The sequence below is a fragment of the Amycolatopsis sp. NPDC000009 genome (assembly GCF_055563465.1).
In genome coordinates this window covers 128,563-145,145 of the sequence record NZ_JBVHDI010000006.1, presented here as the reverse complement: position 1 = coordinate 145,145, position 16,583 = coordinate 128,563, and the positions used below count along the sequence as shown (strand labels likewise).

Here is a 16,583-nt window from a genome sequence, read left to right as displayed (position 1 = left end):
AGCCTGATGAGCAGGACTTAAGTCGGCCACTATTGCCCTCCTCTTCGACTGCGCCGCCGGCCTCCGCAGTCGCAGCCTTGGAGACCGGCCCCCGGTCGACCGAGATCCGCGTCATCTCGGCGCCGCTCGGGGTGATCAGCCTGCAGCCTACTCGAACCCCATCCAAATTCCTCCTCAAGCCGGCCAATCACTGATCTACATATTTCGGGGCCGGACGCGCAATTCTCGACCAACCATCGAATCTCGACACTAAGACATACTTTCTTTGATCAAGCCCAACAAAGAAGCCAAGTCTTCATTAGCCGCCACCCAGGTATCTTGATCACTTTTAGCCAGATCCGACAAAACATTGACATACGTCGGACCCGCCTTCGCAAACGCGTCGCCAACCCTGACCGGCATCAACGTCCAGTTTCGGCGCTCGAAGTTGAATACCCATGTCAATGATCCTGAAAAATTGTCCACACATTCGGAGATGAATCTTCGGACATCCTCGGACGGCTCCAGATAGCGCCACACAATCATCGAAGGAAGGACGAGACCGCTAAGAATACTACGCCCTACAGCAATACGAGACCAGCCAATGACGCCATGAACAGAGAGCGCCTCGACCACATTTCTCGTCTGAATCATGAGAACACCCCGACAAATCCGGATTTCCCCCACCGCAAGCCCGGGTTCAGCGACTTCATCGTTCGCATGCAGTCTCCCCATGGGATAGCCTCGGCGCTCACGTGAGGGATCATACGCGTACCACCCGCCAGCATACACGTGGCGATATGCATAGTTCCTTATTGTATCCCCTTCTCGAACTCGCAGCTCGTTACCCTCCCCTTTGAACGAGACAACTTTACCTCCGCCGCCCTGCAGCCCTGTGCAAATTTACGGAAATTTCCGAACAATCCAATCCGCATACATTTGCGGACTGCTCCTTTATTGCATTCATGGTCGACAGCGAACTCGCCGTCACCACGACGACGCCGGCGTGCATCAGGAACACCATGGGTAACGCGCGCGTCGGCTTGATCACCGTTGTCGGGTCGCTGGCGTGTACAAGCGGTGTGGTTGCCGAGACAGCGCAGGGCGGTTACTGGGCAGCCGATGCCGAGGGTTGCTGGCGCGAGGACACGGGAGCTGGTCCCTTCCGGATGGAGATGCCGTCGTGGCCGGACGGGGCGGAGACGACAGATTCGCCGGGGCGGATTCCAGTCTCAGCCGACGACGCCAGGCCTGGTCCTACCTGCCCGATTCAGGCGAAAATGATCTTTCGGCCACGGCGATCACTGCCAGCCGGCAGCGGGCCGCCAAGCCTTGCCCGCGACTTTGCAGAAGCCACGGCTCGCCTCCTCGACGCCGCTCGCACCACAGGCACGCGCCTGCGGATGCCGCACCGGCGAAGCACGCCCCGAACACGACCTCACCCCGAGTGCCGCAGCGATCTCCTGCGCGGAGCACTGGGAGAGCCCACAAGATCACGTCGTCGAGTCTCGCAAGACCGACAGCCCCGCCGGGCAGCGAGGACGTCGAGTGAGTGGGCCGCCTGGGGCTCGAACCCAGAACCTACGGATTAAAAGTCCGCAGCTCAGCCATGCCGCCTAGTGACGTTCAGTGTCAAATATTGTCAGTTGGTGCAGGTCAGCACCAGCCTTCGCCGGGGACGAGTGTCGCCCTGTACCAACCTGTGTCGGGCTCTACGTCGGCAACGGAGCCCAATCGGAGACGACGTGCCCCCTGCGACAGGCCTGGCGATTCCGGCCTCGGAAGAGAGCGGTCGGGTTCGAACCCGCTTCCATACGCTCAGGAAAGGCAGCCATTGGGCCGAGCGTTTGCCAACCTGGCCGCGCCGGCATTGACATGCCCTCAATATGGACGTCGCGCTCACTCGTCCGCTATGGCCGCTTCAGCCACTCACGCCACTGCGCGGCCTGCTCGTCCGCCTTCTTCGCGCGCCGCCATAGCCCGCCACACGGGCCTTCGCCGCCTGTGACTCGAAGTGCTGCACCTGCTCACGAAACTGCGCCTCTGGGTCGGTCCGCCGCCACTTGCTCTCCTCGGCCGACCAGACGAGCCGGGCAGTTCCACACCCGCAGGGCGGACATGATCAACTCACGCTGAAGAGGTCTCGGATGAGGACGTTCCCGCGTACGCAGGACGAACGGGGCGGGTGGCGCACCGTTCGTCCGTCTAGCGATCCCCACATACGCGGGGCAGACCCGCCCAAGATCCCACTAAGCATGCAGCAGTACGGGCCGTCCCCGCGGACGCGGGGCGGACTATAGCCAGGTGTCCCGGTACTAGTCCGGCCTGGGGCTCGGAACCATGCTCGGCAATTTGATCTCCCGGCCCGCCCCGTGTTTGCAGGAATAACCCCACGTTGTCCGGCTGACGCATCGAACTCCCCCTGTCCGTCCCGCGTGTGCGGGGAATGCCCGGGCTGCACCTGTGCCTTGCCTGCCACCGCCGCACCTATCAGTTCTCCGCCGACGACGGCCGCATGTTGAACGCAGGGCTTCCTTTCGGGAAGGTCAACAAGCGTTCACATGACGCACGGGCAGCTCCCGTCTTCGATCGCGACCGCGCGTTCGTCATCGACCTAATCTCGATTCAGATAAATCGACCAGATTGCTATATTGAAACCGATGCATTCACCCTCAGATCACTGACAGGCGCCTTCGCTACACGCCTTTCACGCGAACATGATTTCAGGTCAAAACTCTGCTTCTATTAATTTCCCATGCGCACACGAATCCAGTCATCAAATAATGCCACCGCCAGCCAGTGTCCGCTTAAACGAGCCATATGCTCGGCAGTAGGCCCGGAACCACCACTTGAACCACGCCGAGGATCTGCCCCTCGCGCAAGAAGGTACGCAGTAGTGTCGACATGCAGGGATTCTCCAGACTGCACATGACCGTCTACTTCCACGTCAACGGCGTGATGCAGCAATGTAAGGCCATTACACTCTTCGTTCACATCAACGCCACGGTCGAGAAGGTCTCGCAGCGCAGGAAGGTCTTCCATCTCAACAGCCTGATGAGCCAGAGTCATATCGTCTACCATCTTTCACCTTCCTGTTGTCAGATTCAGGCGGATGCCAGGGAAGGCGTCCCTGAACTGAGATATCACAGAAGAACACGATGTGCATACAGCAAAGTCCGTATGAAGGTTGATCGTCCCTCGAACGTGAGGCGAAGACTGACCTATCCGGTTTGCGATTGCGTTCAGCAGCTTCAACTCCGTGTCGGAGGTTCTGGGGTTACGACCTGTAGCTGTAGGTATAAATCTCTGCGGGTTCCCGGCCGTTAGAACCTCGGATACCGTACCCGGACGTATTGCATCGCCGCTGACGGACGTCAGGATATACGAGGGCTGCCCATCGAGGGCTACCTCGGCGGCCGCAACGTTGCGCCTCGCACCGACCTTCTCTGATACGCGCAGCGCCTGAGCCGCCTCCATGGCGGCATTGCCAGCCGTCGCTCCTGCGCCGACACTAGCCGCGCTAGCGGCGGCGACAGCCCCGCCGGCCTCAACGGTCGCGGCTTTCGACGCGGTCGCCCCCACGCCGAGTTCCCAGGCTGCCTTACCGACTCTGCCCCAGGGGAAGAAGAACGCAGCGGCTTGAAGGGTTTCTTCCCAGCCGGGTGGGCTGGGGTCGCAGCTGCGAACATCAGGGAACTCGGAGCAGAACGCGAACTCGAACTGAGCGAAGTCCACCGGACGCTGCGCGACCGGCAGGTGTTTCCACGTGGCGTACTGAGTCTGCCAGGTGGCCCGTCGCTGCTTCGGCGACATCTTCGGCGTGTCCTTGCCGAACGACGTCGGGTAGGCGTGGCGCGTGTTTTTGGGCGACGGTGGCGGAGCCACCGGCGGCGTCCACGCTCCGCTACCGCCACCGCATTTCCCGCTGTACATGCAGTCACAGTTCGCGCGGCACGGTTCCGTGCCGGTCGGGTCGCTCAGGCTGATCGGTGAGTTGTTGGCGTAGTTGTAGCCGTTGATCTGCTGCGGGTCGGTCGGCCGCATGATCGGGTCCAGCGACACGAACCGGCCCAGGTCAGCGTCGTAGTCACGAGCTCCGAGATGAACCAGCCCGGTCGAGGCGTCGTTGGTGCCGCCGACGAAGCCGCGTTCGCCCGGCATCACGACACCCGGACCGCGCTGGGACCCGAACGGTGTTTGGCGCCGTTGCTTGACCGTGAGGTCGTTCGCGTTGATCGCGACCTGCGTGGTCCCCTGGTGGTCGCCGGCGAGCCAGCTCAGGATACCGCCGGTGCGCATCGCGACGGCCAGGCCACCGTGGGTGTAGTACCGGGTCGTGGTCGCGTTGCCGCTCGCCTTGTCGAGCCGCACCTCTTGCTGCCCGAGATAGAGGGTGGCCCCGGCGGGGTCGCGGCGGATGAGCCGTTCGCCGTCGGCGTCGTAGAGGAAACTCGTCGCCGCGCTGCCGTCGGTGACCTTCTCCAGTCTGTTCTCGACGTTCCAGTCGAGGTTCTGCTCTCCGGTGACGCCGGGGCGGGTCTTGGTGTTGCCGATCTCGTCATAGGTGTACTGAGCCGTTTTGGTCCCGGATGGTCCTTCTGAGGTGACCGAGTTCAGGATGTGCGGTTTCGGTGTGCCTGGTGCGGCGTAGGTATACTTGCGGGTGACGTCCCCGCTGGGCGAATGCTGGGTGTCTCCGGTACGGCTGCCTGACTTGTCGTACGTGAAGGACTGCCAGTACGGGGCAGGCCCGGTAAGGCTGGTCGTAGCTGGGGCTTGCCCGCAGTCTCCGTTCGGTGTCCATGCCTCGGTGAGGCGTTGGAGGTAGTCGTAGCCGAAGCACTGCTTGTCGGCAGGCTGTCCGATCGGGGCGTTGGTGATCGAGGTCAGGTTCCCCGCGGGGTTGTAGTCGTAGCGAGTGTTGGCCTGCATCGGTTGCGGAACCTCGGCGTCGACGATGGTGCGATCGAGCCGACGGGTGTTGGTGTCGTAGTAGTAAGACAGCCAAGCCCGTTTCCCATCCGTGCTGGTGCTGCTCTCACCGCCGAGCTGCAGTCGTTGTGGTTCGCCGTAGCGCGTGTAGCTGGTGTCGGACACGTAGTCCTGGTAGTCAGGGCCGTCCCAGCTGCCTTCGGTAGTGAGGGGGTTCCCGAGATCGTCGTAGACGTGGAGCATGCTCTCGGCAGGCAGGTCACCAGCCTTGGGAACACCGGCGCCGCCGATGCTTCCGTCCGGGTTGTACTGCAGGAACGACTGGTAGGTGCCGGCGAGTTTCGGCCCTTCGACCGGCGGGATGATGACCGATTGGACGGTCGGCTGATACAGCGGCCCATAGACGTTGACCTTCTTGACGTAGGCGTTGCCGTCGATCCAGCGCGTCGACGACGCGACCTGCCCGATGCCCTTGAACGCGGTGTCATAGACCCATTCACTGAGCATGGTTCCCGACAGGTTGCCCTTGAACACGCCGGTCTTCCGGCCGAGCTTGTCGTAGCGGAACGCCAAGGTCGCATTGCGGGCGTCCGTGCTCGAAATCTGCTGATTCAGCTTGTTGTAGGTGTAGGTGGTGGCGCCGCGATCAGGGTCATCGGTGCGGATCAGCGAACCGTGGATGTCATAGGTGTAGGACCAGCGGTTCCCGCTCGAGTCGGTGAGCGTGGCGAGCTGGCCGGCCGCGGTGTAGTCATACTTGGTTTCGTCGTAGTGGTCGCCGGTCGGCTGGGCCCCGTGGTACTGGCGGAGGCTGCTGGTGCGGCTACGGGCGTCGGTGGTCGTGGTGGTCGCGACACCACCCTCGGGTGGTGTGACGCTGACCGAGTCCCCGCCGTAGGTCGTGCTGGTCCGCCATTCTGTGGTTCCGCCGCGATAGGTCGAGGTGATGACGCGGCCTGCGCCGTCGTGCTCTGCCTGTGTCAGCCCGGGGACTTCGGTTTCGCTGGCGACCCAGAGTGAGGTGTCGACCGGCTTGTCGTTGTAGAAGGGCTGGGTGGTCTTGTAGGCGCGCCCCTGTGAGTCGTACCGGGTATCGGTGAGGAGCCTGCCTCCGCCGGGCGCTGGTGTCTGGACTTGCCGTGTTCGATAGAAGCTGTCGAGGATCGTTGTCGAGGTGGCGTAGTTGCCATTGGGGCCGATTTGAGTCGTCGTGACAGAACTTGGCGCGTCGTTGCGGACGTCATAGGCGAAGCGCGCATTGCCTTGAGCATTCTCTGCTCGCGGCCGGTTGGGCTGCCAGATCTCGGTCTTCCGTCCGAGAGCGTCGTAGGTGACTTCCGCGACCCGGCTATTGGCATCGGTGATGAGCCGCGGTACACCCCATGCGGGCTCGAAGACGGTGGTCGTCTTGTGGCCCAGAGCATTGGCCGCGACCAGTTGGGTGACGGGACCGCCGGTCGCGGGAGTGTAGACAGCGGTCGAGGTATTGCCGTCCGCGTCGGCGGTCTCGACCGCGCGGCCATGGATGTCGCGCGTGTACTTGGTGACAGTGCGGTAGAACGGCGTGAAGCCGTTATAGCCATCGACCTCTTCGGTCAGTGTGACATCACCGACGGTCGGCGGAGCTCCGTTCGCGAGACCGTCGTATGACGTTCGGATATCGGAGATCGTGTCGCGTGGGTACTGTGGCAGGAATCCGCAGTTTCCTGCGCGTGTTTCGACTCGTGAGGGGTAGTTCAGCAGCCATCGTCCGGTGTTCTGCGCGTAGGTCGTGGTCGTGCAGCGTTCGTCACCCGTCACATTGGCGTCACCGAGGTCGTGGACCTTCGTCGGGAGGCCGTTGGAGTCGTAGTCTGTGGTGGTTTTCGTGACTCGCCAACCACCCGCTGCCAGTGCGGTGAACGCGCGCTGGGTACCGGCATGGACGATGTAGGCCTTGAATGCGCCACGGACCGCCGTCGGGCCTTCCCAGCTGGGCTCGGTGATCGTTTTGCTGACCACCGCCCCGGCCTCGCCGTTCTTGGTGATGGTTTCCAGTTCCAGTCCCTGGAGCCAATCTTCGTCGACGTGAACGCCACCCTCGCTGTCTTTGGCATCGGCTGTGCGCGCGCCGTTGTTGGGGAGCTTGTCCCCGTGCATACCGCGGAAGTAACGGGTTTCGGTGTAGCTGATCGGTCCGCTGGGATCGTCGGCCTTACCGGTGCGGACGATGACCTTGCCGAAGCCGCGGAACTCGTTCCAGGTCTTGTCCTTCTCGGCGGTGAACTCGGACAGGGTGAAGTGCCACGCCGCACCTTCGGGGTAGGCGTAGCTGGTGACCTGCTCCGAACTCGAGCCGAGGCGGTCGGACTGGACGACGGATTCGACGACGTGCTTGTGGAAGTAGTCGGTCCGTTCGGCGAAGTCCTTTTTGGTCCAGGTCACTGGATAGCAGCGCCTGGTGTTGTTCTCCGGTTTGTCGGGAAGCGAGGTCGCGGTGCAGTCGGGCTGAGCGTAGTTGACGGTGGTGACACCACCGGCCTCGGAAACTATCGCCGAAAGCCGATAACGGTTCAGAGGTCCGACACCGTCGTCTTTCACGACCCGGTTCGGCAGTTTCTTGCCTTCGAACGTGACTTTGGGCTGTGCGATGGGCGTGCCGACGTGGCCCGTATGGGCGATGGACTTGAGCCAGAGTGCGGCCTTGTTGCCGTCGTCGGGGTTGGGGAAGAGGTGCTCGAGGGTCCAGCTGTCGACGTCGATGTAGGCGTTGTCCTTGCGGACCTGAGTCGTGATCTTCGCGAGGCGTTTGGTCGACCAGAACGTGGGTGTGTAATGGTCCTTGCACGTCGCGCCGTCACATCGGTCTGACAGGGCGACGTCAGGGAAGTTCTCAGGCTTCTCGAAGACGCACTGGCTGCCAGGAACGCACCGCTCCGCGGTCGTGAAGGTCACCTTCCCCGCCGCCGGGGCGGGGTCACCTTCACGGAGGCCGTACTGGATCTCTTTGAGCGTGCCGCCGCGAACGTATGAGACGGCCGTGTCCTTGAGATTCTGCCCGTAGTTGTTGGTCTCGATGTCGTAGCTGTACAGGATCAGGTTGCCGTGCCGGTCGACGACTTTGTCGAGATTCCACCGGTAAGCCTGGACACAGGCAGAGTTCTCGAATTTGTTGTCTGCCGCGTGGCAGGGTTCGCCGGCGTCGTCGCCATAGACGGGCACGGTCCAGGTCGACTTCGACGCCGGTGCGGACCCGAAGAAGTACTGAGTGCCGTCGACGGTGGTGATCTTCCAGTACTCGCCGTCACGGGCACCGTTGGCGGCACCGGTGAGATGCTCGATGCGGGCGCCGTTGTCGCTCTTCTGTCGCCACACGTTCTTGCCGGTGTCGTGGATCAGCATCCCGCCGATCCCGTTGTAGACAGCGGTGGCGTTGTCACTCTTCCAGCACAGATCGCCGACCTTGGGCGGAGTGGTCCCGCCTTCCTTGTCGTCCTGGCACCCGCCGTAGGTGCGTTCGACGAACCCCGGGTGAAGGTCCCAGCCGTCGCCGACCCAGGACGCCTGGTTATTGGTGGCACTCGTGCGCCCATCCACTGTCGACGACGCGTAGGACAGTGCCAGGCTGGGTGTCAGGTTTCCTGGCACCGGGGGCACCCGCAACGGATACGACCAAGCGAAGTCCCCAGTCTGCTCCGAGACGTCCCAGGTCGCCGTGGGCGACAAGGAGGTCGCCCTGCTGGTGCCGACGCCGTCGGGAGTCGTGGAGCCGGCCGGCTGGTCTCCAGTGAGCGCGGCGCGACTCGCGTCGTCGAGCCCTCTGCCTGCCATGGTCTGCTGTGTGACCGAGGTCGAGCCGATGTTCGGCAGGTCGACGCTCGGGCCGCCTGCGGCGTTCGCGACTTGCGAGGTGCTGACGCCGGTCACGACCAGCGAGCAGATCAACGCAACGGTCAGGGTTCTCGAAGTGCGGCGTGTGGACGACTTGTGTCGCATCAGTTCTCCAGGCTGGACGCGGCGAGGCCCGCCCCGGCGGGGGCTACCTCGTGTGCGGTGGGGGATTCGCGGTTCGGGCTGGAGATCTAGCCGCCGCCGACTGCTGATGGCTGTACTTCGCCGGGCGTCGGTTCCGCGCTACTCGGAGCTGCGAAGACGGGTTCGACCCGGGGGAGGTCGGCGAGGACGTAGCCGAGGAATCGGTCCTTGGGCAGGCCTTCGCAGTTGTCGTCGTCGCTGGTCATCGACTCGGTCCCGCTGCTGCCACAGCGGTAGAGAGATTTCGCGGTGGGGTCATCGGGTTTCTGTGTCCAGAGATGGCCGATCGATTCGATGACAGTTTTGCCCTCGCAGGCGGTGTCGAGGGAGACGAAGTGGTCCGTGTAGTTCACACAAGCGGTGAAGGGCTGCGTACCTTGCTGCGGGGTCAGAGGAACGTAGCCATGACGGAACTCCTTGTGATAGCCGGGCCGTGCCCCGTGCGTCGTACCGAGATGGTCATAGGCGTTCTCGTTGTAGTACCGCACGAGTGGTACGTAAGCGAGTGTGTACCCCAGCACTCCCAGTTTTGTCGCGCCTTCGCACTTCTCGTCGCTGCTGTCGAAATGTTCCTCGGCCAAAGCACAACGGTAGACCGCCATGGTGGGGAGGTTGCTCGGCTGGGCGGTGTATACCGATCCGATGTTACCGAGCTTGACGTGACCATCGCAGGAAATGTCCATTGAGGTGAAGAACTCTTCACCGTTTCGACAGGAGTACAGGACACGTGTGTTGGGATGTGTCGCCGGGACCAGCATGCCGAGGCTCTTCTCGAAGCGACTTCCGGCAGGCGGTGCCTCGCCGGTGTTCGCACTCCTCTGCTCGCCTGTTTCGTCGCGGAAGCGGCCGAACTGGCCGGCATCCGTCGCCGGAAAGGCTCCGTGCGCCTGAATCGCCGCATCCGAGGCGATCCCATAGCGGGCATAGACCTCGTCGACCAAGCCCGGGAAGAACTCCTTGTGTTGCCCGTTGTACTTGGCACGGCCGATCGCGAACGAACCATCCGCTTGCCAGAGGACCACGTTCTGTTTCTTGCCGGCGAACTGCCCATTGACATAGAGGCGGAGCTCGTGCGCGGCGTGGTCGTAGACGCCCGTCAGGTGCGTCCACCGGTTCACGACCGCTGGGTCGAAGGAGCTGACGTACTGCAGCGGTGATGAATCGGCGTCCTGCGCGGTCGAGCCGAACGTCCACCGGTTCACTTCAGGGCGGTACTGGATCGTGAAACCGCTCATTCTCGAACCATCTTGGGACAGCACGGTCGCGACCTGGTCGGTCCGGGCCAGCTTGGCCCACGCCGACACCGTGAAACTGTCTTCTGCCGCCAGGCCACGCTCAGGTGCGGTCGCCTGGCCACCAGCCCCGTCCAGCTGGAGTGCTGTGCCACTGATCCCCGGCACGAACGACGTACCACTGGACGGGACGACGGCATTGTCGCGCCAGCTGTAGTCCTGTCCAGTTCCGTCGTCGAACCGCCATGCGCCCCCGTCTCCCCGCGGGGTGTCGTCATGGACCTTCCGCACCTCCGCGTCGGTGAGTGCCTTCGAGAAGGCCCGGACGTCGTCGATCCTCTCTGAGAAGAAGCCTCCGTCCATGCCGTTCCAGCGAGCTCGGCCGATCGAGAAGGCCCCGTTCGAAGGAATGGTCGTGACACCGACCTGAATACCGGACTGGACACCATCGACGTACAACTTCAGCTGCCGGAACTGGGCGTCGTACACCACGGCCAGATGCGTCCAGTTGTGGGGAATCGAAGGTTGGGTCTCCCAGACCTCGACCCCCGCTGGATCGTCCTTGTCCTCGCCGGGGACCACGACACGCCACCTCTTCGTGCCGCCGTCATACTGGACGAGGAAGGCACTGACCCGGTTCCCTTCCTGCCCGAACACCGAGTAGTAGCCGCTGTCGGTTTTCGTCAACTGGACCCAGGCTGCGGCCGAGAAGCTCTTCGTCGTATCCAGCACCGGACCGGCGGTCTGCGCATAGCCGGTGGTGCCGTCCAACTGCAACCCTGGGCTGTTCAGCCCGCCGCCCCAACCGGCACCGTCCTTCAATGCCACGGTCATTCCACGCCCGCTCGCGTCCAGCGCCACCTTCCCGGCGTTCTCGTCGAACCGCCACTGCCCCGCGTCCGCGACCGGCAACGTCGCGGCACCGCCATCGGCGGCGGGATAGGACTTGTACAGGCTGGCCATCCTGTCGCGGTCGAGCGCTGTGGTGTAGAGGCGGACATCGTCGACCTTCCCGGTCCAGTGCTGGCCCGGCTTGTCCGCGACCAAGCCTCGCCCGATCTGGGTCGCACCGGGTGCTTGCCAGCGTGTGATCAGCGTGCCGTCGCCGACCCTGTTCCCGTTGACATACAGCCAAGTCTTCTTGGTCTGCCGGTCATAGGTACCAGCCAGGTGAACCCAGGAATTGATCTCCGCGGGGAAAGTCGGCACCGCGGCTTTGGTGACCGGAGCCGCGTCCGTGTCGGATTCTGCCATCTCGAACACCCATTTTCCGCAGGCGTTGGGGTTCTCGAATTCACCGCCGAAGCAGGTCGCGTTCATCTCGTCGGCGACGTGCCCGAGCCGGAACTTGCTGGTCCGCTCACCATCGATGCTCACCGCGGTCAGTTTGGAGACGATGTCGGATTTGCGGTCCATGTACACCCATGCCGACACACTGAAGCTCTCGTCCGTGCGCAGATCGGCACCGGTGGTGCCAATGGCTCCGGTCTTGCCGTCGAACTGCACGGCGTTCCCGACCCGGCCTTGCGCGAACTGTGTTCCCGGCTCAAGCGTCCCGGTGCGGGCGCCGGTGGAGTCGGCGACCTTGGTACCGCTGGATTCATCGAGCTGCCAGTTGTGCACGAGCGTGAGGTCCTGGCCGGACATGGTGCGGATCTCGTCGGTGAACAGAGTCCGGCTGTAGACCTTGACGTCGTCGACCGCGCCACCGAAAGCGTCCAGCCAGTTGCCAGCCCATTTGCCGCGGCCGATGTCGAACTCGGCGGTCGCGTTCCACTTCGCGGTGAACGACGCGCTCCCCGACAGGGTGCCGTTCACATACAGCTGCATCTCGCCGGTGTTGCTGTCGTAGTTCGCGGCGAGATGGGTCCAGACTCCCGTTTGGACCGGCTGCGCCGACCGCGCCCGCACGACAGAGGCCGGCGCCGTGCTGTCGGGGCCGTGCATCGCGAACGCCCACCGGTCATCGGCAGCGCCGGTGTAACCGAGGTTGAACGCGGATACGTTCTGCCCGCTCTGGCTCAGCACCGCACCCCAACCCGGGGTCTTTTTGGTCATCTTGACCCAAGCAGCGACCGAGAAGCTCATGCTGCTGTCGACCGCCGCCGGTGCGCTGACATGGTCGTCGACACCGTCCAGGTTCACCGCGAGATCGGTGTGATCCGGGTAGCTGGTCTGCCCGGCGACCCACTGGGCACCGTTCTTCGCGGTTCCGTGTTTAGCCATGCCCGAGGTGTCTTGCGCGTCACCGTCGAGTTTCCAGGTGGCGGCCGTGACGTTGTTCTGGGCGACGATGCCCTGGATCTCCGAGAGGTCGAGCGTGCGGCTGTAGGCGCGCACCTCATCGACACCGCCGGACCAGAACCCGAGCGGGGTCCCGTACTGGCCTCGCCCGATGGCGAACGCGCCGGCGGCATGCCACGGCGTCGCCGGAGCAGGCACGCTCGCGACCTGCTTTCCGTTGACCACGAGGGTGAGGGTCTTGGCGGTCGCGTTGTACACGCCGGCCAGGTGGGTCCACGGCGCGGTCTGCACCGTGTTCGCTCCGGACCTTGCCTCTACTGCCGTGCCACCGGTGGCGTCTCCGGGGTTCATCCCGAAAACCCAGGAACCGTTGTTCTGCTTGAGGTAGAAGCCACTCACCGCCGTGCCGTCCTGGGAGACGGCGGTCATGTCCCCGAGCTTGTCCGGCTTCACCCATGCGGTGATCGCGTAACTCTGATCGGTCCGCACCACCGGCCCTGACGTGGTCGCGTAACCCTTGACACCGTCAAAGGTGGCGGAACCGTTGACCGCCCCCGAAGGCGCGAACCTGGCGCCAGGCTGCAGGACCGCCATCTCGCCACCCGCGGCGGCATTGCGCGCGGTCGTCCCGTCCGCGTCATCGAGATTCCAATAGCCGGCGGTGACGTTGTCGCGTGTGACCGCGGACTTGACCTCGGCGTCGGTCAGTACCCGGTCATAAGTCCGGATCTCGTCGACCGCACCCGCCAGATAGTCCGCCCCGACACTGTTGACGATCGCGCGCCCGACCGCGAACTCGTGGGGCGCGGGCCACGGGTCCTTCCACACCGCACTGCCCTGCAGATCACCATTGACGTACAGCCGGATCTGCTGCGCCCCGGAGTCGTAGACACCAGCCAAATGGGTCCAGGTGTTCGCCTGTGCCGCATTGATCGACGTCACCGTCGTCGGCACCGTGGCCGGGTCGTTTCCAGGCCGGAACTCCAACGCCCAGCGATCGGTCGCGGTACCGGTGTGCCCGAGCTTCACCATCGCCGTCGTCGTCGCGTTCTGGCTCATCAGCGTCGACCAGCCGGGCTTCTTCCCCGCGAGGTTGACCCAGCCAGAGAAGGAAAAACTCGGGAACGTACCAGCCGAAGTCGGCGCCGTCACGTAGTCGTCGACACCGTCCAGCTTGACACCCGACCCCGTACTGCCCGGCACATAAGCCGGTCCGCCGTGCAGCGTCGCGTCACGAAAGCCCAGTGTCGCGGTGTCCTTTGTGTTGCCCTCCAACGACCACTGCGCCAACGGGCCGTTGCCCGCCCGCACGTAGAAGTGGTGCACCTGTGCCGGACTGCGATGCCCCGCACGATCGACACTCTGCACGAACAAATCCCGCGGGCCGTCTCCAGGCGGGGTCAGCTTCACAGAGGCCTTGCCACCGAGGGCGTCCGCATCGATCGGTGTCGTGGGCGGATCCGTCCAGCCATAGAGATAGTGATCGACATCCGCGACCCCGCTCGCCCCGAACTCGAAGACATCCGGCACGCCGACACCACCGTGCCACAGGTTGTCCGCCTTGTAGAGCGGCGCAGTCACGGTCGGTTTGGTACCGATACCCGTCCGGTCGACGATGAACGGCCCGGGCCCGTTCCGCCAAGGCCCGCCGTCTGCGGTGTCATGCCCCCACACCGTCCACGTCACACGTTGCCCATCACGCTTCGTCAAATCGACATCAGTGCTGTGATAGGCACCCGAGGCCTGGAAGATGCCGGGCGCACGCTCGTCCGGAGCGCCGCCGTAAATGTTCCAGACCGGACGCAGCTGATCATTGGCGTCCGGGTCGGACAACCTGCTCAACAACCGGATCGACGGATCCCCGACATACGGCACACCACCACACCAACGACACGGCGCTGGCAGCGGCGGGTCGGTCTTCATGTCATACGGCGCGTTCGGCTTCGTGTTGTAATTGATCCGCAGAAACGTTCTCGTCACATCATAACGGCGCCACGCGTATGAATCAGACTCCGACTCCGCCCGCAGGAAATACGTCGACGGACCGCTCGGACTGATATACAGACCGACACCGAAATTCACCGTCTTGTATTCTGGGGAGGCCGCGCAAGTACCCGGCACGCCGACCGTGCCGATATCCCGACCGCCCGGCTGGTTGTCCCACGTAGTATCCGACGAAATGTTCCGGTCCGCGATGAAAAGCTTGTGATTCTTAACATCGCAATTCCGGCCATGCACGACATCCGTGGCGAAACCCACCGACATGATCTGCTTATCCGACAGGAAACCCGTATCGAACTGAAAAAAAGTGCGGGCCACATCGATGCTCTGACAGTCGCTCACCGCGCACTTCCCGACCTTCGCCCACGCGTCACCGTCACCCGTCCCGTTGACATACGACCGGTCGGGGTGTCCCCGAAAGACTTTCGCCCACATGCTCTGCCCCGGCGTCCGCATATCGGGGTCGACCACGACCGGATACCGCGTAGCCGGGTCCGCCAGCATCGCGGCATTCGGGGTCAACGTCATCGCGGAGTTATCGACCTTGACCTCGACCGGTGTGCTCGTGCTCTCCCGCCCCCGCGCGTCCCACATCGTGGCCGCCGGTGCGACGAAGACCTGCTGTCCTGCGGAATCCACAGCCTGGACACGTCCGGCGTCGTCGGAGCTGAGCCGTACGCCTTCCGTCTCGAGAAGGAGCTTGATCGACGCCGACGCCGGATTGCGTCCCGCCTCCGGGGTCTTGACCACGAAACGCTGGTTGTATCCCTCCGCTTCGGCCTGCATCTCCAGGTCGACGCCAGGCAGCACCTCCCGGTACCTCGCCGTGCTGCCCTCGAGCTCAGGCTTCGGCAACGCGCCAGGCCACCGCAACGCGAGACGCTTGCCCTCACGTGAGAACTGAACCAGCGGCCCCTCCCCGCCTGCGGAGAACGCCACGTCGGCCACAGCCGCCTTCGGCCTGATCGTGCCATCCGGCATAGAGGTCAGCGCCGTGTCGATGGGCACCCAGTTGTCGCCCTTGCGAGCCCGCACGGGCTGCGGCGACAACTGCGCCGTCAACGTCCCGTCAGGGTTCGCCAGGACCTTCTTCGCCTCAGCGGTCTGGTTCGCCACCCCGACCGGAGTGCCCTGCAACCGGGCCGCCGCGAACGCGCTGGCGGCATCCGGCGCCTCAGCGACGGGAACGACCGGAGTCGGCAGCGAACTTTTCGGCGAACTCGCCGTCACCACGACGACACCGGCGAGCATCAGGAACACCATGGGTAACGCGCGCAGCCTTAAGCCACGCGCCACCGACGGACGCGACATTGGAAAAGATCCCCCTCGAAACGGCCAACGCGCGTCCCCGACGCCACGCGACCCACAAAGTAATCATGACTCTTCACGATCACTATCGAGTGAAGGAAGCCTCCAACAGAGTGAACGATCATGGAGTGAACCAGTGGTTCTGTGTCAACTCTTCAAGGCACGCCAATTGCCAGGTTCACCCCAACAACCGGTTGGTGCTTTTCTGACTTGCCGCCGAATTTGCTACCCGGTCATAGATACCGTCGTCACATCTCAATGCGATCGCGCCGTGAGCACGTCAGCCCGTCCGAGCACCAAGACGGGATCGCTGAGAGGGTGCGCGCACGGACACCACGGAGCCCGGCGAGCGCGTCGGCTCGGTCCCTCCTGTCGGACTGTCTTGCGGCGTCCCTTATCGCGGGTTCCGCGACGACACGCCGGCGGCGCACGCTGAGTACGTCCGTCGAAGGAGTGAGCGGTGTGCCATGAAGGTCGCTGTTGTGTACAAGCGGTGCGGTTGTCGGGACAGCGCGGACCGGTTGCTGGGTAGCCGGTGTCGCGGGTTGGCGGTGCGGGGGGCACGGGAGCTGGTACATCCGGGTGGAGATGCCGCCGTGGCCGGAAGGGCGGAGACGACAGATTCGCCGCGGCGGGTTCTCGTCGCAGCTGGCGGCGCGCCCGGCTCGGGCCTGCCTGTTCGATTCGGGCGGGAAGGATTTGTCGACCGTGGCGATCACGGTCGCGCAATGGCTGCAGCTCTGGCTGGACACCCGGGTCGGACCAGGCGCGTCGACGCTGCACAGCTACCGCCAGCACATCCGCGGGCACCTGATCCCATACCTGGGCGACCGGCTGTTGGGAGAGCTCAACGCACAGGTGCAGGCGATCATC

Annotated in this window: 4 protein-coding genes, 1 tRNA gene and 1 pseudogene; all 6 read right to left on the bottom strand. The window is 63.8% G+C overall.

Annotated features, from left to right (window positions below):
- Positions 1-249: 249 nt before the first annotated feature.
- The 6 genes and pseudogenes from ACZ3HL_RS18670 to ACZ3HL_RS18645 all read right to left on the bottom strand — a co-directional run bounded on the left by ACZ3HL_RS18670 (position 250) and on the right by ACZ3HL_RS18645 (position 15,665).
- Complete coding sequence (locus tag ACZ3HL_RS18670; RefSeq protein ID WP_465532463.1) at positions 250-633, bottom strand: hypothetical protein; 384 nt, start codon at positions 631-633, stop codon at positions 250-252.
- A gap of 899 nt (positions 634-1,532) precedes the next feature.
- A tRNA-Lys gene (locus tag ACZ3HL_RS18665) sits at positions 1,533-1,596 on the bottom strand.
- Positions 1,597-1,889: 293 nt separating this feature from the next.
- Positions 1,890-2,065: pseudogene (locus ACZ3HL_RS18660) on the bottom strand (DUF349 domain-containing protein); the annotation flags it as partial.
- 659 nt (positions 2,066-2,724) lie between these two features.
- Positions 2,725-3,060, bottom strand: coding sequence for an ankyrin repeat domain-containing protein (locus tag ACZ3HL_RS18655; protein ID WP_465532461.1), 336 nt, complete (start codon positions 3,058-3,060; stop codon positions 2,725-2,727).
- 3 nt (positions 3,061-3,063) lie between these two features.
- The gene (locus tag ACZ3HL_RS18650; protein WP_465532459.1) at positions 3,064-8,886 is read right to left on the bottom strand and encodes an RHS repeat-associated core domain-containing protein; all 5,823 of its coding nucleotides are present in this window, start codon (positions 8,884-8,886) and stop codon (positions 3,064-3,066) included.
- 86 nt (positions 8,887-8,972) lie between these two features.
- Positions 8,973-15,665: a LamG domain-containing protein gene (locus ACZ3HL_RS18645; RefSeq protein WP_465532457.1), complete on the bottom strand. Its 6,693-nt coding sequence runs from the start codon at positions 15,663-15,665 to the stop codon at positions 8,973-8,975.
- Between the last annotated feature and the right edge of the window lie 918 nt (positions 15,666-16,583).